At 34.5% G+C, this 17,131-nt stretch carries 17 protein-coding genes and 1 riboswitch; of the genes, 15 read left to right on the top strand and 2 right to left on the bottom strand.

Annotation, left to right across the window (positions count from 1 at the left end; translation table 11 throughout):
- Positions 1–113 precede the first annotated feature (113 nt).
- From resA to Q9306_RS07990, 7 genes are all read left to right on the top strand, one after another.
- Entirely contained in the window at positions 114–635 is a 522-nt protein-coding gene (gene resA / locus Q9306_RS08020) for a thiol-disulfide oxidoreductase ResA (protein ID WP_306197059.1), read from the top strand.
- Between the two features lie 149 nt (positions 636–784).
- On the top strand, positions 785–2,407 hold the full coding sequence (gene resB / locus Q9306_RS08015; protein WP_306197056.1) for a cytochrome c biogenesis protein ResB: 1,623 nt from the start codon (positions 785–787) through the stop codon (positions 2,405–2,407).
- A 14-nt stretch (positions 2,408–2,421) separates the two neighbouring features.
- Positions 2,422–3,579: a c-type cytochrome biogenesis protein CcsB gene (gene ccsB / locus Q9306_RS08010; RefSeq protein ID WP_306197054.1), complete on the top strand. Its 1,158-nt coding sequence runs from the start codon at positions 2,422–2,424 to the stop codon at positions 3,577–3,579.
- Positions 3,580–3,994: 415 nt separating this feature from the next.
- Positions 3,995–4,711: a response regulator transcription factor gene (locus tag Q9306_RS08005; RefSeq protein ID WP_098915337.1), complete on the top strand. Its 717-nt coding sequence runs from the start codon at positions 3,995–3,997 to the stop codon at positions 4,709–4,711.
- Between the two features lie 32 nt (positions 4,712–4,743).
- Positions 4,744–6,480 (top strand): ATP-binding protein, encoded by a 1,737-nt coding sequence (locus Q9306_RS08000; RefSeq protein WP_306197102.1) that lies wholly within the window; start codon positions 4,744–4,746, stop codon positions 6,478–6,480.
- Positions 6,481–6,815: 335 nt separating this feature from the next.
- Entirely contained in the window at positions 6,816–7,397 is a 582-nt protein-coding gene (locus Q9306_RS07995; protein ID WP_306197051.1) for a cob(I)yrinic acid a,c-diamide adenosyltransferase, read from the top strand.
- A gap of 84 nt (positions 7,398–7,481) precedes the next feature.
- A complete protein-coding gene (locus tag Q9306_RS07990) occupies positions 7,482–8,096 on the top strand; it encodes a peptidoglycan DD-metalloendopeptidase family protein (RefSeq protein WP_306197048.1) in 615 nt (204 codons plus the stop codon).
- A gap of 32 nt (positions 8,097–8,128) precedes the next feature.
- Here the strand turns inward: Q9306_RS07990 and Q9306_RS07985 are convergent, their stop codons facing one another.
- A complete protein-coding gene (locus tag Q9306_RS07985; protein ID WP_306197046.1) occupies positions 8,129–8,815 on the bottom strand; it encodes a hypothetical protein in 687 nt (228 codons plus the stop codon).
- A gap of 362 nt (positions 8,816–9,177) precedes the next feature.
- Positions 9,178–9,314: riboswitch (FMN riboswitch) on the top strand.
- Positions 9,315–9,477: 163 nt separating this feature from the next.
- On the opposite strand from Q9306_RS07985, the gene Q9306_RS07980 reads away from it, so the two are divergent.
- On the top strand, positions 9,478–10,056 hold the full coding sequence (locus Q9306_RS07980; RefSeq protein WP_306197042.1) for an ECF transporter S component: 579 nt from the start codon (positions 9,478–9,480) through the stop codon (positions 10,054–10,056).
- A 154-nt stretch (positions 10,057–10,210) separates the two neighbouring features.
- Here the strand turns inward: Q9306_RS07980 and Q9306_RS07975 are convergent, their stop codons facing one another.
- A complete protein-coding gene (locus Q9306_RS07975) occupies positions 10,211–10,459 on the bottom strand; it encodes a ferredoxin (RefSeq protein ID WP_017152544.1) in 249 nt (82 codons plus the stop codon).
- Positions 10,460–10,685: 226 nt separating this feature from the next.
- Between Q9306_RS07975 and Q9306_RS07970 the strand changes: the two genes are divergently transcribed.
- From Q9306_RS07970 to Q9306_RS07940, 7 genes are all read left to right on the top strand, one after another.
- On the top strand, positions 10,686–11,747 hold the full coding sequence (locus Q9306_RS07970; protein WP_306197099.1) for a YpbB family protein: 1,062 nt from the start codon (positions 10,686–10,688) through the stop codon (positions 11,745–11,747).
- Complete coding sequence (locus Q9306_RS07965; protein ID WP_306197039.1) at positions 11,737–13,263, top strand: RecQ family ATP-dependent DNA helicase; 1,527 nt, start codon at positions 11,737–11,739, stop codon at positions 13,261–13,263. The genes Q9306_RS07970 and Q9306_RS07965 overlap by 11 nt, the downstream gene beginning before the upstream one ends.
- A complete protein-coding gene (locus Q9306_RS07960; RefSeq protein WP_306197037.1) occupies positions 13,263–13,877 on the top strand; it encodes a CPBP family intramembrane glutamic endopeptidase in 615 nt (204 codons plus the stop codon). Before Q9306_RS07965 ends, Q9306_RS07960 begins: the two co-directional genes overlap by 1 nt.
- Complete coding sequence (locus Q9306_RS07955; protein WP_306197035.1) at positions 13,849–14,346, top strand: LysM peptidoglycan-binding domain-containing protein; 498 nt, start codon at positions 13,849–13,851, stop codon at positions 14,344–14,346. Before Q9306_RS07960 ends, Q9306_RS07955 begins: the two co-directional genes overlap by 29 nt.
- Before the next feature lie 185 nt (positions 14,347–14,531).
- Positions 14,532–15,308 carry a metallophosphoesterase gene (locus tag Q9306_RS07950; RefSeq protein ID WP_306197033.1) on the top strand — a complete coding sequence of 259 codons (777 nt, stop codon included), beginning with the start codon at positions 14,532–14,534 and terminating at the stop codon, positions 15,306–15,308.
- 26 nt (positions 15,309–15,334) lie between these two features.
- Entirely contained in the window at positions 15,335–16,234 is a 900-nt protein-coding gene (locus Q9306_RS07945; protein ID WP_306197031.1) for a MerR family transcriptional regulator, read from the top strand.
- Between the two features lie 77 nt (positions 16,235–16,311).
- A complete protein-coding gene (locus Q9306_RS07940) occupies positions 16,312–16,917 on the top strand; it encodes a genetic competence negative regulator (protein ID WP_306197029.1) in 606 nt (201 codons plus the stop codon).
- Positions 16,918–17,131 lie beyond the last annotated feature (214 nt).

The raw sequence follows: 17,131 nt of genomic DNA, 5'->3' as shown, positions 1-17,131 counted from the left end.
GGGCATATCTCCACCTAAAAGAAGGGGGATATGTCGGTTTTTTTATTGGTATTTTTATAGAAAAGTTTAGTATGTGCTAAACTTCTTTATTCAGTTAAGGAAGGAGAGACACCGTGAAGAAAAATAGACTATTATTTCGCGTAATTATTTTGCTTCTATTAGGAGGAGCGTTAGGGTTTACGTTATATCAAAACTTTTTTGTTGATAAAGAGAAAGTGCAAGTAGGAAAAGAAGCACCAAACTTTGTTGCTACGGATTTAGAAGGTAAAAAGATTACGTTAAAAGAATTGAAAGGCAAAGGAGTATTTTTAAACTTTTGGGGAACATGGTGTAAACCTTGCGAGAAAGAAATGCCGTATATGAATGAACTGTATCCGAAATATAAGGAAAAAGGTGTTGAAATATTGGCATTAGATGCAGACGAAACAGAACTCGCAGTGAAAAATTTTGTAAGTGGGTACGGGCTGAAATTTCCTGTAGCCATTGATAAAGGCCAAGAAATTTTAAATACATATGGTGTAGGTCCACTACCGACAACGTTTTTAATTGATAAGGATGGCAGGGTTATCGAAAAAATTACAGGTACACAATCGAAAGAACAAATGGAAGAATATTTAAAGAAAATTACTCCGTAAATGAGAAGAGTATGGAAAATCTATTAGGTTCTTCGCTGGAAAAGGTGCTGTACATGGATTTTCAGTACCTATCCTAAAATTTCTGAGTATTTCGTTAATTAATCTATAAAACATAGATATATAGTAATAAGAAAAAGGCGGTGAGAAATTTGGAACAAGTAAAATGTGATTGTGGTCATGTAAACCCAATCGGTACAATTTTTTGTGAAGCTTGCGGAAAGCCTTTTGAAGATGAGCAGGATACAAAATTACTAGATATGCGATATGAAGGAAGTGCGCGGCGTTCTCTTACACATACCAAAACAGTGATAGATAAAATTTGGAGTTTTTTTTCTTCTGTAAAAGTTGGAATATGGCTTATTGTTATTACACTTATCGCATCTGGAATTGGAACAATTTTCCCGCAAGAAATGTATATTCCACCAACTGTCACGCCGGGAGAATATTATGAACAGCAGTATGGTTTCCTTGGAAAACTGTATTATCAATTAGGGTTTAATAATTTATTTAGTTCTTGGTGGTTTATGATTTTAGTAGCATCTATTGGAATTTCTCTTGTGATATGTAGTTTAGATCGTGTTGTTCCTTTATATAAAGCGCTGAAAAAACAAAGGGTAACAAGACATCCGAGTTTTTTAAAAAGACAGCGATTATATGGAACAGCACTTGCGACAAAAGAAGAGATTGAATGTGTGAAAGAGAATTTGGAAAAGAGAAAATACAATATTCAAGTGGAAGGGGATAATATTCTAGCGGAAAAAGGTCGTTTTTCACGCTGGGGTCCATATGTAAATCATATTGGTCTTATTATTTTCTTATTTGGAACGATGCTTCGTTTTGTCCCTGGTATGTATGTAGATGCATCACTTTGGCTTCGTGAAGGTGAAACGAAAGAAATTCCTGGAACAGACGGAAAGTACTATTTGAAAAATGAAAAGTTTATTAAAGAAGTTTATGATAAAGGCAAAGAAAATGAAGTGTTTAATGATGCGATTGATCGAGTTGGAAATAAGATGATTGCGAAAAATTTTCAAACAAATGCTGTTTTGTATAAAGTAGTCGGGAAAAATGTTGCTGGTGAAGAGCCGAAGCTTGAGAAAGTGAAAGAGTATGACATTCGAGTAAATGACCCTCTTAAATTTGATGACTATGCTCTGTATCAAGTCGATTATAAAGAAGGTGAATTAAGTAAGATGTCTTTCTTTTTACAAAAGAAAGAAGGCGGTCAAAAATGGGGTCCGATTACGGTTGATCTAGCAAATCCAAAAGAAACATACGATTTAGGAAATGGGTATTCTCTGCATTTGTTAAGTTATTTTCCGGATTTTTACTTCGATGAAAGTGGAAAGCCAAATACAAAAACGAAGCTTCCTAACAACCCAGCTTTTGTCTTTAAAATGTTTACGCCTGAAACACCAAATGGAGAAGTGAGTTTTGTTGGAATTCAGCAAAATATAGAGCCTGAAGGAAACAATTTATATAAAATGTCTTTTGCAGGTATCGAAACGCGTAACGTTACAGCACTTACTGTCCGAAAAGATTTAACACTTTGGATAATCGCTTTAGGGGGCATTATTTTTATGATAGGCGTCATCCAGGGGATGTATTGGAATCATCGTCGTATTTGGGTGCAGCGTGTTGATAATGAATGGTGGATTGCTGGTCATACAAATAAAAATTGGTATGGTTTGCGAAAAGAGATCGAAAAAGTGGTAGAAGGGACAAATATTCCGCAGCCAAATGACAAAGTAAATGAGAAAAAAATTAGATAAGGTGGGGAGAGAGTATGGTAGAAATAAGTAGTAATTTCTTATTTACTGCTTTCGTATTATATTTAATTGCAACACTATTCTTTGGGGGAGCGATTAAAGAAAAAGGGCGGAAGTGGGCAAACATCGGGATAACCATCACAATTTTAGGCTTTGCTGCTCAATCAGTATATTTTGTTACGAGATGGATTGCATCAGGGCATGCACCGGTTAGTAATTTCTTTGAGTTTGGTACATTTTTCGGTATGATGATGGTCGGTGCGTTTATTCTTATTTATTTTATGTATCGGACAAGTATACTTGGCTTATTTGCGCTTCCAGTTGCTATTTTACTAATTGCCTATTCAAGTATGTTTCCAAGAGAAATTAATCCGCTTATTCCGTCGTTAAAAAGTAACTGGCTTCATATTCATGTAACAACAGCAGCGGCTGGACAAGCTATTTTATCGATTAGTTTTATTACGGGAGTTATATATTTACTAAAAAATGTGGATCAGTCAAAAAAAAGCAAGCAAAGATTTTGGCTCGAAGCAGTTATTTTTTCACTTGTTTGTGTAATTGGATTTATAGTGGCGACAACTGTTTTTTCAAGTGTAAAGTATGAAGCGAAGTTCCAATGGATTAATAAAAATGAACAGAAATCAGAAATGGTATATAATTTACCTGCTTTAGTTGGTCCCCATGAAGGAAAGTTAGTTACAGCTGAAAAATTGGAGCCTGTAATAGAAACTCCAGCTATTATTAATGCGAAAAAATTAAACACTGTGATTTGGTCAGTATTTGTAGGAACGGTGCTCTATATTCTCCTAAGATTAATTTTACGAAAACGAGTAGCGGCAGCGATTCAACCTGCGCTGCAGAAAGTTGATAGTGATTTACTTGATGAAATCGGATATCGGTCTGTCGCAATTGGTTTCCCAGTCTTTACATTAGGTGCATTAATCTTTGCGATGATATGGGCACAAATTGCATGGACGCGTTTTTGGGGATGGGATCCAAAAGAGGTTTGGGCACTTATTACTTGGCTCTTTTATGCAGCGTTTTTACATTTACGCTTATCGAAAGGGTGGCACGGTGAAAAATCAGCGTGGCTTGCAGTAATTGGCTTTGCAATTATTATGTTTAACTTTGTAGCAGTGAATTTAGTAATTGCAGGTTTGCATTCGTATGCATAACGAGTATTGGAGTTCAACGAATTCTATTGTGTAGTTCATTATTGCGGTATAAAATAGGAAGGTGACTGTCACTTTCCTATTTTAATTTTGTTAAATTCTTTTCTTTTTTGAGAAAAACATGACAAAGTATAGAGTGATTTTGTAAAATGATGTCGAGGACAAATTGTATAGTTCAGAGAAAATACATATTTTCGGAAAAAATATGAACATATTTTGTTATTTATGTGAAACATAATGCAAAAGTGAACTTTCTAATCGTGGCGAGGTTTGTCTGTGAAAAGTTATTTCACTTTAACGGGAAATTACGGCTAGCATATGTCCTATTAATTTAACTAATTCTCATAAGGGAAGTTTGAGTGTATTGAAGAAAGGTAGGTGTGAACCGTTGTGACGTGTATGTGTACAGCGGATAGCCATGGAAAATGAACTAAAGATTTTAATTGTAGATGATGAAGATCGTATCCGTCGTTTGTTAAAAATGTATTTAGAGAGAGAGCAGTACATCATTGATGAAGCTGACAACGGAGAAACGGCTTTAGAAAAAGCATTGCAAAATGATTATGATCTTATCCTTTTAGATATTATGATGCCTGGAATAGATGGCATTGAAGTTTGTAAAGGGATTCGTGAGAAAAAAGCAACGCCAATTATTATGCTAACGGCAAAAGGAGAAGAAATAAATCGAGTGCAAGGATTTGAAGTGGGCACAGATGATTATATCGTAAAACCGTTTAGCCCGCGTGAAGTTGTGCTGCGTGTAAAAGCTGTACTTCGTCGATCCGTTACAACAACATTCTTTACGCAAGATACAACAACAAAAGATGTTATTGTATTCCCGCACTTAACAATTGATAATGATGCACATCGTGTTACAGCAGATGGAGAAGAAGTGAATTTAACACCAAAAGAATATGAATTATTACTATTTTTAGCGAAGGCACCGGATAAAGTGTTTGACCGTGAACAATTATTAAAAGAAGTATGGCAGTATGAATTTTTCGGTGATTTACGTACGGTTGATACGCACGTAAAGCGTTTGCGTGAGAAATTGAGTAAAAAATCAGCAAATGCAGCGAAAATGATTGTAACAGTATGGGGTGTTGGTTACAAGTTTGAGGTTGTGAACGATTGATGCTTTGGAAAAGTGTTGTTGGAAAACTATGGATGACCATTTTGCTCCTCGTTTCTTTCGTCCTGGGTTTTGTCGCTATTTTACTTTCTCAGTTTTTCGACAATTATTATGTGACGATGGGAGAAACGAGGCTGACAAATGTTGCAACGAGCGTTTCTGAATTAATAGAAGAGGGGGCGGATGAAAAGACGATAGAACATATCGCATATAAATTCGCTGACCCTCTTTCGCGGATTATTATTATTAAAGAGGATGATAAAGTATCTGCTTCTCCGACCCAACAAGGATTGGTAACATTAACATTAGAAGATTTAAAACATGATAAAGAGTTGCAAGCTGTATTTACAGAGCGTAAAAAGGTACAAAAAATAAAAAGCGTCCCAGATAAAAAAAACAAGAAGAATCATGAAAATGATATTATGGTCGTTGGTGTTCCGTTAAAATCATCAAAAGATGGTGCAGTTTTTGTATACCAATCGTTACAAGTACCAAAACAAGGAATAGAAAAATCGACAGATTTTATCTTTTTATCTGCGGGGATTGCAATTATTTTAACAACATTCTTTGCGTTTTTCTTATCAACTCGGATTACAGCGCCGCTTCGTAAAATGCGTGAAGTAGCTTTTGAAGTAGCGCGTGGGAAATTTGATGCAAAGGTACCAATGGTTTCGCAAGATGAAATCGGTGAATTGGCAACAGCATTAAATCAAATGGGGAAACAATTAAAGTTTAATATGAATGCACTGCAGCAAGAAAAAGAACAGCTTTCTAGCATTTTAAGTAGTATGGCCGATGGTGTTATTACGTTAAATCAAGAAGGAGAAGTTGTTGTAATTAATCCGCCAGCAGAGCATTTCTTACAAGTGTGGCATGAAGAAAAAGAGGTAGAGTTAAGCGCAAGTTTACCATCTGAGCTTGTTGAATTGTTCCATTCAGTTGTAGAAAGTGAACAAGAGCAAGTTGTGGAAATTAATTTAGAAAAAGGGAATTATGTTGTATTGATGACACCTCTATACAATCAGACAAAAATTCGAGGGGCTGTTGCAGTACTTCGTGATATGACAGAAGAACGCCGTCTAGAAAAAATGCGGAAAGATTTTATTGCGAATGTCTCGCATGAATTACGTACACCGATGGTAATGCTTCAAGGATATAGTGAAGCAATTTTAGATGATATTGTTCAAACGAAAGAAGAAGTGCATGAATTTGTACAAATCATTTATGATGAATCTGTCCGATTAGGGCGTCTTGTGAATGAGTTGTTAGATTTAGCTCGAATGGAGAGCGGTCATGTAGAATTACATATATCAGAGGTGGATGTTGTTCCATTTGTTGAAAAGATTGCACGGAAGTTTCAAGGGATAGCCAAGGAAAAAGAAGTACAATTACTCGTTGATTTTCGAACTTCAATAAAGCAACATCCTTTTGATCCTGATCGAATGGAACAAGTATTAACAAATTTAATTGATAATGCGTTGAGGCATACAAATACCGGTGGTAAAGTATCACTTATTATTGATGAGAAAAATAACGGAATTGTATTCGAAGTTTCAGATTCTGGAGTTGGTATTCCAGAAGAGGATATTCCGTTCTTATTTGAGCGTTTTTATAAAGCAGATAAAGCTCGTACACGCGGGAAAACAGGTGGTACAGGTTTAGGGCTTGCAATTGCCAAAAACATTGTGCGAGGACATGAGGGTAAAATAACAGTGTCGAGTGTAGTAGGTGAGGGCACAACATTCTCTGTATATTTACCATCAGAAGTATAATGAAAAGCTTATCATTTTGATAAGCTTTTTTTTAAAGTGAAACAATGAGCTATGCGGGCTGTATTACTTAATAAGTACCAAGAGAATTTTTATGGATAAGTATCTCTAGTCTATATGAATCCAAATTAAAAAACGACATAAAACCATCTTTTTAGGTGGGTGAGAGCATCTGGCCAAGCATAGAAGCGGTCGGGGTCTTTTCCCGCCGCATGCGAAGTTTAAACAAAGGGAGAAAGCGAGTGGAAGCTCCTTTTTTTCTGAATAGCAACAATCTATATGTTGGAAAATCAAAATGGATTCCTATAGTAAAAATACATAAGAGAAGGAGGGGAAATATGAAGCTCTATACAAAAACAGGAGATAAGGGCAGAACGAGTCTTATTGGCGGGCGCGTAGATAAGGATGATTTGCGTGTGGAGGCATATGGAACACTCGATGAGGCGAATTCGTTTATTGGGCATGCAATGACACGATTGCAAGGTGAATTGTTTCAAGATATTTATCAAGAACTTGAAAAGATTCAGCATGAGTTGTTTGATTGCGGCGGGGATTTAGCGATTGTGAATAAAAAAATTCCGTATAAAGTAACGGAGGATATCATTACTTTTCTAGAGAGAAGGATTGATGTATATGTAAAAGAAGCACCGCCGCTGGAACGCTTTATTTTGCCAGGAGGAAGTGAAGGCGCAGCGATTATTCATATCGCTCGTACTGTTACAAGAAGAGCAGAACGCAGCATCGTGTCTTTAAAGAAACAAGATGAGATAAATGAACATGTTTTGCAATACGTAAATCGATTATCGGATTATTTATTTGCAGTTGCAAGGGTTGTGAATGCTCGTTCTCGTGTAAACGATGTAGAATATGAAAGAAGTGCGATTGTATTTCGAGATGAAGTAGAAAAGAAAGAGACATAGACTCTTTCTTTTTTTGTATACTTTTTTCTATAATCAACCACAATAGAAAAAGTGTGGTTGATTATAGAAAACGGAGGATTTACAATGAAAGCTTTAAAGGTTATATTGTTTTTCTTTTGTATTTTTTTTATAGGGCAAGCAGAAGGTGCTGCTGAAGAAAAACAGTGGACGTGGCCAGTAGAGGGACGTATTAGTGATTATTTTGGAACGAGAAACGGAAAGCATTTTGGTATTGATATTGCTGCACCAACAGGTACTTCAATTGTAGCTATGCAAGATGGCATTGTAACAAGATCTTATTTTTCTGATAGTTATGGTCATGTTGTATTTATTAAACATAGAGATTATGAAGCTGTATATGCACATATGAATAAACGACTTGTGAAAGAGGGAGAAGAGATTTTGCAAGGGCAAATAATTGGACAAGTAGGGAATACAGGACAGTCTAATGGAGCGCATTTACATTTAGAAGTTCATAAAGGATCTTGGACAATGGCGAAAACATATGCGGTAAATCCGCTGCAAATACTTGGCGAAAAACAAAATACGGTAGCATCTGCTTCTGTATATGTTGTACAAAAAGGAGATACGCTATTAAGTATTGCTAGGAAGTTTGGCACAACTGTTGGAGAATTGAAAGTGAAGAACCACTTACAAAAAGACAACATTTATCCAGCGCAAAAATTACATATTAATTAAAAAAGAGCTAGTCTTCCTAGCTCTTTCGTTTGTTACCAAAAAATAAACAGGCAAATAAATCCGGCAATTGCTAAATAGCTATAATAATAAAATACTTTCGCTCTTGTTTTCTCTTCTGTTCTAAATAAGACGATAGTAGGTTCAATAAGGCCGATAATTAAACAAAGTAGACCGAGAAACATACAGCCGAGGGATAGTGAATACAAGGCGATTTGGACGACTTGAAATGGAACAATAAATTTTAATACAAACGCAATTAGTGCAGTGTAGCAAATTGTTCCAATATACATATTTAATGTTGTGTTAGAACGGTAACCTGGCAGTTTTTTAAAAAATGGTCTAGAAACAATCTCTATTTCTAAAGATGTATTAGTTTGAATGATTTTTTCTGCCTTCTTTCCTTGATGAAACAAAGAAAGGATCCAATTTCGTTCCCCCTGAAAGACGAACTGGCTTTTTGTTAAATAATGATCGATTTTGACTTTTTTCCAGCTTTTCCATGGGTGTCGTTCGCAAAGTTTTAGTTTACTGTCTGAGTTTTTATCATATTGGTATATGCTAATTCCGTGTTTATCAAAGGCAGCATAATATGTATCTCTTGAGAATTTTCCTGAGTCAACAGGACAATAGAACAGTAATTCTTTTTTTAAATAAAAATATTCTTTGCGAAGATTTTTTTTCATAACTTCTTGAATTGATTGTTTTTTTTCTTTACTCATGACATTTCCTCCATTGTAAGAAAATGCTGTTTTCTTAACAATATCATATATTATCACTTTCGCATATGAATGGCTAGGGAATTGCCAACATTAAGGGCCAAACACGAAAAAATGTTCTTTTTTGTCATATTATTTACTAGTCGTTAGAATGTCATGCAATCATGAAGATTTGACTATATAAAGTTTAATAAGCATGATATTAATAAAAAAACATGCATCTAATTAGATGAGCAAGAGTATCTAACATGTTACCGAATATAAGGATAAAAACAAGGGAAGGTTTTTATAAAGTGTGAAAAAGAAGCATTTTCATTCACATTGCTTTAAAGTTGTTGTATAATGATGAGGAAAATAGAATATCGGTCTATCTTCGGGGCAGGGTGAAAATCCCGACCGGCGGTGATGAACACATGTGTTTGTTCTAAGCCCGCGAGCCGTTAAGGCAGGATTTGGTGCGATTCCAAAGCCGACAGTACAGTCTGGATGGGAGAAGATGGAGGTTCAAGCGTTCAAAAAAGATAAGTACTTGAACGTCTATTTGATGTGCCTAAAATTTCTCCCTTTGCATTTTGGATGCAAAGGGTTTTTTCATCTAGAATATTAGGGCATAGCAGAACCTTTCCACTTTCCATGAGATGATCGATGGAAAAGGAGAGAGAATTATGAAACAACAAAAGAGTGTAGTAAAAATGATGAGCATTGCGATGCTATCGAGTATTGCGTATTTGCTAATGATGCTGGATTTTCCATTTCCAGGATTACCACCGTTTTTGAAAATTGATTTTAGTGATGTCCCAGCATTAATTGTAGCAATTATTTTTGGACCACTTTCTGGTGTAATTGTAGAGGCGATTAAAAACGTTCTTTATTATGTCATCCATGGAAATTTAACGGGAGTGCCAGTAGGGGAAGTGGCGAATTTTATCGCTGGATGTCTTTTTATTCTTCCGGCATCTATTTTGTTCCGTAAACATCGCACAATTAAAAGTTTAACAACTGGATTGATGTTAGGGGCAATTTGTATGACTCTGATTATGAGTGTACTAAACTATTTTATCATTTTACCAGCCTACACTTGGTTCTTAGGTCAACCTGCTATGTCTAGCGGTGCAATGCGTCAAATGATTGTGGCAGCAATTTTACCTTTTAATTTAATTAAAGGAATTGTAGTAACAATTGTGTTTGTTCCTTTATTTTCTCGATTAAAAGTATGGGTGTTTGCAAAAATGAAAAATGCATAAATAAATAGAAGATTTTGCATCAGTGGATATTTTTCTGCTGATGCTTTTTTATCTTGTAAAAGCTTGATTGCCGACAAGTTTCGATTTGTTTAGAAGGTGTATTATTTTTATAGAATAAAAATAACCCTCATCATTTGAGGGTTATTTCTGGAGGCTATTCAAATTTTAATGCGTCGCCGTCGAATGCTTCATCTGCCACTTTAATAGAATCTGTTGGGCAACCTTCAAATGCATCCATCATATCATCGATTAATACATCTGGAATCTCAACGATACCTTGGTTATCGTCTAATGTTACGAATGCAATACCTTCATCATCGTAATCATAAATATCTGGTGCAGCAGCTCCGCAAGCTCCACATGCAATGCAAGTATCTTTATCAACAATTGTATATTTTGCCATCTTTGAATTACCTCCTCGAGAATATGTATAAAAAACACTGATAAAAATTCTAATCTTATTGTAAAACGGTTTTTATAACTTTTCAATACAAAATTATAATGATAATGCTTATCAATTAGATCTGTCAACTAATTTCTTTAGTCATTCATGATGTTTTAAAAATATCTAAATAAGTTGCATTTTGTTACAATGGAAGTAGAAGTAGAGTGAAAGGATGGAAGCGGCATTGCAGCTACAATATACTGTACTATACTGTTTAAAGCAATTAAAAGGTGAAAGGACAGTTTCTTCCATTTATCATCTTTTAAAAGGAAAGCGTTCTTCACAAACGTTTCAAGATGGGAATATGTTTCATCTTTCCTTTTTATTTGGTGTATATAAATCTTTAAGACGTCATGATTATGATAAACAGATTGAAACATTATTAAACGCACAACTTATTACATGTGTACATGAAAATACTTACATTTTATCTGAAGCAGGAGAAAAACAATTAAATGAATGGGAGAAAATATTTTATTTCCCGAAACATTTACATGGCCTGCAATACGGTGAACTTGGAGAGAATTTTTGGAAAAGATTATCCTTAATTATACAAACTGTATCAAATTTAAAGCGGCAATATGTGAAATTTATTCCAATTCAACAAGATACAGAAATTACGATATGGGTAAAACGATTTATTATGAGCTCCTCTGTTTCAAGAGAACATTTAGCGAAACAGTTATATAAAGAAATAAATTTAATATTAAAAAATGTGACTTCGTTAGAAGCAACAATTTTTGTGTACCGTCTCACAGGGTACCGACGTATTGGTTATACAACAAATCAACTTGGAGATATGATGAAGCAAGAGGCACTTCGCATATACTTTTTATTTTGGGGAACAATTCATTTCATCATTCAACAAGTGCAAAATCATAAGCAACAGTTTCCGTTGTTAACAGAAATCATTGCGTATCCAAATGAAAAAGCAGATTTATTTAGTATATCTACACAAAAAACGTATCAATTATGGAAACAAGGAAGAACTATGGATGAAATCGCGCGGATCAGGAAATTGAAAGTTGCAACAATTGAAGATCACATTGTCGAAATTGCATTACGTGAGAAAGAATTTCAGGTGGAGCAATTTATAGAAAAAGAAAAAATGAAGCAAATACAGAACATGATTGAAAAGTTACAAACACGAAAGCTGCGAATATTAAAACAAGCTGCTGGAGAGCATGTTTCCTATTTTGAGATTCGTCTTGTATTAGCACGAGTAGGGGGATTACATGAGACTTGAAGATATTTTATATCAGTGGTTTGGGTACCGAACATTTCGAAACGGACAAAAGGAAGTCGTTGCAGATTTATTAAAGGGAAACTCTGTTGTAGCAATGCTGCCAACTGGAGGCGGAAAATCACTTTGTTATCAACTTCCGGGTCTTGTACAAGATGGAACGGTACTGATTGTTTCACCATTATTGTCTTTAATGGAAGATCAAGTTACACAATTAAAATATATAGTGAAAAATCAAGTTATTGCTCTTAATAGCTTTCGGACGATAATAGAAAAAAAAGAAGCGATGCGGCGGTTGCATTCCTATAAATTTGTCTTTGTATCCCCTGAAATGTTGCAATCAGATATGTTGCTAAAAGAACTAAGAAAAATTCATATTTCTTTATTTGTTGTGGACGAAGCACATTGTATTTCTCAATGGGGATATGATTTTCGAACAGATTATAAAAAGCTAGATCAAGTTATTGCATCAATGGGTTACCCGCCGGTTCTTGCTTTAACAGCTACAGCTACGAAAGAAGTATTACAAGATATTATTGAAAGCTTACACTTGAAAGATGTGAAGCAGCACTTATATTCGATTGATCGTCCTAATATCGCGATGAAAGTCGAATTTCTACAAACGATTCAAGAGAAAAAAGAAGCATTATTATCTTATGTGAAATATTTACAAGGACCTGGGATCGTTTATTGTTCAAGTAGGGCTTGGACTGAACGCCTTGTAGCGTACTTAAGAGATGAAGGTATTGATGATATTGCATATTATCACGGGGGAATGGAACATGAAGAACGGATGTTAATTCAGCAACAATTTATGAACGATCAACTGCAAATTGTTGTCTGTACAAGTGCATTTGGTATGGGAGTAAACAAGCAAAATACACGGTATATTATCCATTTCCATTATCCAATCAATATAGAATCTTATTTACAAGAAATTGGACGAGCAGGCCGTGATGGAGAACCGAGCATTGCTATTTTGTTATGTAGCCCGCTTGATCATGATTTGCCTCTCTCCATTATTGAAGAAGAATTACCAAATGAACAACAAATTCGTTTTTTATTTTCTTTATTGCGAGAAACAGCCACGCAAACGAAAGTGTTATCGTTAGAAGATATAGAAGAAATTTGTTATAATGCAGCAGGGTTAAATGAACAATACTGGAGATTTATTCGATATCATTTCGAAAAGATGAAAATCATACAACATAGGAAAGTGATGATTGAATTCTTGTCAGATGATGCTGAGCAGAAATTAATTACAGAAGTGAGAACGCGGCTTTATAATAAATATGGTCAACTAGAAACGATGAAAGAATGGATAGGGCGAACAGATTGTCAAAGAGAAGCAATTCTTTCTCAATTTGGATATGGAAAGGAAATACAGCCGAAAAATTGTTGTAATTATTGTGGGATTCATATGGAAGATTATAAAAAAAAGCAAGCGAGACAACCTGTTTTCGACTATAATTGGGAAACAGAGTTACAATTGCTCTTCGGATTTAGAGGGAAGGAATGATGGATATACGTAAAAAAAGTATTGAAGACATGAGCCCAAAAGAAATCCGATTAAATTTATATATTACACAAGCAATTATTATATGTGTGGGAATACTATTAGCGTATACATTCTTTCCGAGTGTGGATACATTTTTGAATTTGTGGTCTTGGGATTTTTTATCTATTTTTTTTATAGGTGGAGGAGTAGCTTGTATTATTGTTCTGTTGGATTATATTGCAATGAAACTTTTTCCTGACTCGTGGTTTGATGACGGTGGAATTAATGATCGCATGTTTCAAGGTATGTCTGTTTTTCAAGTGTTGGCTGTTACTCTTTTAATTGGAACAGCAGAGGAATTTTTATTTCGGGGTGTGATCCAAACATATTTTGGTTTAATTTTTGCGAGTGTGGTATTTGCTGTTTTACATATTCGCTATATTACAAAGCCGTTTTTATTTTGTTTTGTATTACTGATTAGCATTGTATTTGGTTATGTGTTTCAATATACAGGGAATTTATTAATTACAATTTTTGCGCATTTTTTAGTCGATTTCATAATGGGGTTACAATTAAGAAATCAAACGAAAGATGATGGTGACCGAGATGACGACGAGACAGACAACAGAGTTTGAAGAGAATATAGAAGAGTCAACGCAAACAGAAAAAGAGGGTTTACCGCCGCGTAGTGAAGTTCATAAAGACAAAAAAAATAAAAAATCAAAATTTAAAATAAAGCATTTTTTTGTTCGAATTTTAACAGTATTATTTATCCTACTTCCGATTGGAATTTTATGGTATACAGATCGTTACATTGCAGAAAAAAACGGAAAATCAAGTGCTGATTCTGAACATAGTGCATTTGAAGTTATTTTTTATGATTCAAAAAAGAAAACAAATCATGAATCAAAATCATCTTCATCAGAGACATTTCAGTTTCATACAGTAAAAGAAGGAGAAACTTTGGAAGAGGTTGCAAAGAAATATTTTCCGAACGAAGATGGAATAGCGATTATAAAGAAATATAATGAGGTAGCAGGAGAATTAGAGTCAGGACAGGTGTTAAAAATTCCGAAGAAGACAGAATCAGAACAGAAAAAGTAAAAAGAAAATTTTATTCTGCTTTTCGCGGACAGTAAGCCCCCATCTTAAGATTATGAGGAATTTGGAGAAGAGTGATGGGGGATAACTGTTAAGTCGTATCAATCTTATTTTTACAGGAAGTTATTCTTCTCTCTTCATAAATTGCTGTGGTTATATTCTGTTAAGAAGAAAGATGGGGGAAGTGTATGACATGGATAGTACTAGGTTGCTTCATTTTATGTAGTGTAATTGTTTGTTTTATTATGATGTATAGAGAAGCGATACGTGATACATTGTTGGAGCATAGCATATCATTTGCGAATTTTCCAATAAGTTTTGGAGAGGTTCGAATTTTTTTTATTTCAGATATTCACAGAAGAACAGTATCTCAATCTTTAATACAGAAAGTAAAAGGAAAAGTAGATCTTGTTATTATAGGTGGGGATCTAGCGGAACGAGGAGTACCTCTATCACGAGTAGCTGATAATATTAAACGATTAAATGAACTTGGACAAGTATATTTTGTTTGGGGAAATAATGATTATGAAATTGATTTTCACGAATTAGATGCGTTACTTCTTCAAAATGGCGTGAAAATTTTAGATAATACAGGAACTTTATTTGAATCGGAGCAGGGAGAAAAAATATGGTTATTAGGTGTCGATGATGTAGGCTTAAAGCGTGATCGATTAGATTTAGCATTAGCAGATTGCGAAGAAGAGGGTTTTCGCATCCTTGTGAGCCACAATCCTGATATTGCACATAAATTAAATGGAACGGAACGTATTTCCTTTATATTAAGTGGTCATACGCACGGTGGGCAAATTCGATTGTTTCATGCTACACGTTTTTTGAAAGGTGGAATGTATGAATATCCACATACGACTTTATTTGTAAGTAATGGTTATGGAACAACATTTGTACCATTACGGTTTCAGGCCCCTGCACAAACGCATTTGATCACATTACGAAGAAAAGATTGACGTTGTTTTTTAAGGTGGGAAGATATATGCCAAATACTACCGGTAAATATAATATTAAAGCAATTTCCAATATGCTAGGTATACATCCAGGAACATTGCGAGCTTGGGAAAGACGATATCAAATCATTACACCGAAACGTAATGATGCTGGACATCGTTTATATACAGAAGAACATGTTCAAATTTTCAAATGGCTTATTAATAAACTGAATCAAGGTTTTACCATTGGACAAGCAGTAAGTTTATTAGAAAATAATCAATTACAAAATCACATTTTATTAGAAAAAGAATATAATAAAGTAGAACTTTTAGTAGACGATATCTTGTATTCTTTGTTAAAATTTGATGAAATACAAGCTCACGAATTATTGAACGAAGCTTTTAGTATTTTTTCAATAGATAAAGTGATTACAGATGTGTTCTTAAAATTGCTGGTCAAGTTAAGAGAGCAACGCTTGAATGAAAAAATAACAAGTGCTGAGGAACAATATGCAATTTCTCTTTTACAATCACGTATGGGAGCGATTTATTATAGTATACCCACCAATACAGGAACATCAAAGGTGCTTTCTATATGCGTTCCAGGAGAATTACATGAACTTGAATTGTTTATTTTTACAACATATTTACGACGAAAAGGTTATCCAACAATCTATATTGGGACAGGCATAGAAGAAGCCGGCATTCATGATGTAATTACACGAGTAAATCCTAAGTTTTTGTTTATTTCTTGTACAATGCAAGAAAATATAATGGCGAGTATTCAACTTGCAAAGAGATTGCATGAGCAATATAAAAATCTTTCTATCGGACTTAGTGGTTTTGCTTTTAGGTTTACTTCTAATGAAGAAAGAGAAGAGATTTGTAATTTGTTTGTTGGGGATACGACAGAAGAATGGGACGAATGGTTAAAAATGTCAGAATAGTTGTTCGAAAAGAACCATCTATTTTCTGTTTCATATAATAAAAATTAGATACAACGGTTGCGTAAGGAGGTTACGGGATGAGGCTAGAACGTTTAAATTATAATAAAATAAAAATCTTTCTAACGTTCGATGATTTGTCAGAACGTGGACTCACGAAGGAAGATTTATGGAAAAATGCCCCTAAAGTACAACAACTATTTCGAGATATGATGCAAGAAGCAAATAAAGAGCTTGGTTTTGAAGCAGATGGTCCAATAGCAGTGGAAGTGTTTTCATTACAAGCGCAAGGTATGGTTGTTATTGTTACAAAAGAAAATCAAGAGTTAGATACGGAAGAAGAATTTCAAGATGAATTTATTGAAATGCAAGTTACTCTTGATGAGAGTGAACATATACTATACGAATTTGCTTCATTAGACGATATAATTGCTTTAGCTGGTCGTTTATATAGTCTTGGAGTTACAGGCGGAAAGCTTTATGGGTGGCAAGATCGTTTTTATTTGTGGTTAGAAGAGGAAACAGCTACTTTATTGAAAGAAGATATGATTGCCATCTTAGCAGAGTTTGGCAGTTCTTCTACAATTACAATTTATCGTATGATGGAATATGGAAAAGAGCTAATGGCGAATGACGCAATTAAACAAATCTACAAATACTTTATCGCAAAAGAAAACCTCAGCTAAGTGATGTAGTTGAGGCTTTCTTTATATAAAGTATTTAAACATTATATTATATAAAAAATGTTAGCTTTTTAAGTATTTCGCTTTTCTAAAAACAACAAAAAGACTATAATAATATTGAAAACGTTTGCAAAAATAAAAAAGGTTTGCATATATTTGTTAGCGTTTTCTCTTGCATTCCTATTTTAAGAGTGTATACTAAGCAATGAAGGTTTAC

Source organism: Bacillus multifaciens (assembly GCF_030756675.1).
Classification (GTDB): domain Bacteria; phylum Bacillota; class Bacilli; order Bacillales; family Bacillaceae_G; genus Bacillus_A; species Bacillus_A multifaciens.
This window is presented reverse-complemented; position numbering and strand designations above follow the sequence as displayed.

Coding starts and splice junctions, on each gene's coding strand:
- ccsB (WP_306197054.1), top strand. CDS start 2,422: ATGGTAGAAATAAGTAGTAATTTCTTATTTACTGCTTTCGTATTATAT.
- Q9306_RS08005 (WP_098915337.1), top strand. CDS start 3,995: ATGGAAAATGAACTAAAGATTTTAATTGTAGATGATGAAGATCGTATC.
- Q9306_RS08000 (WP_306197102.1), top strand. CDS start 4,744: ATGACCATTTTGCTCCTCGTTTCTTTCGTCCTGGGTTTTGTCGCTATT.
- Q9306_RS07995 (WP_306197051.1), top strand. CDS start 6,816: ATGAAGCTCTATACAAAAACAGGAGATAAGGGCAGAACGAGTCTTATT.
- Q9306_RS07990 (WP_306197048.1), top strand. CDS start 7,482: ATGAAAGCTTTAAAGGTTATATTGTTTTTCTTTTGTATTTTTTTTATA.
- Q9306_RS07985 (WP_306197046.1), bottom strand. CDS start 8,815: ATGAGTAAAGAAAAAAAACAATCAATTCAAGAAGTTATGAAAAAAAAT.
- Q9306_RS07980 (WP_306197042.1), top strand. CDS start 9,478: ATGAAACAACAAAAGAGTGTAGTAAAAATGATGAGCATTGCGATGCTA.
- Q9306_RS07975 (WP_017152544.1), bottom strand. CDS start 10,459: ATGGCAAAATATACAATTGTTGATAAAGATACTTGCATTGCATGTGGA.
- Q9306_RS07965 (WP_306197039.1), top strand. CDS start 11,737: ATGAGACTTGAAGATATTTTATATCAGTGGTTTGGGTACCGAACATTT.
- Q9306_RS07960 (WP_306197037.1), top strand. CDS start 13,263: ATGGATATACGTAAAAAAAGTATTGAAGACATGAGCCCAAAAGAAATC.
- Q9306_RS07955 (WP_306197035.1), top strand. CDS start 13,849: ATGACGACGAGACAGACAACAGAGTTTGAAGAGAATATAGAAGAGTCA.
- Q9306_RS07950 (WP_306197033.1), top strand. CDS start 14,532: ATGACATGGATAGTACTAGGTTGCTTCATTTTATGTAGTGTAATTGTT.
- Q9306_RS07945 (WP_306197031.1), top strand. CDS start 15,335: ATGCCAAATACTACCGGTAAATATAATATTAAAGCAATTTCCAATATG.
- Q9306_RS07940 (WP_306197029.1), top strand. CDS start 16,312: ATGAGGCTAGAACGTTTAAATTATAATAAAATAAAAATCTTTCTAACG.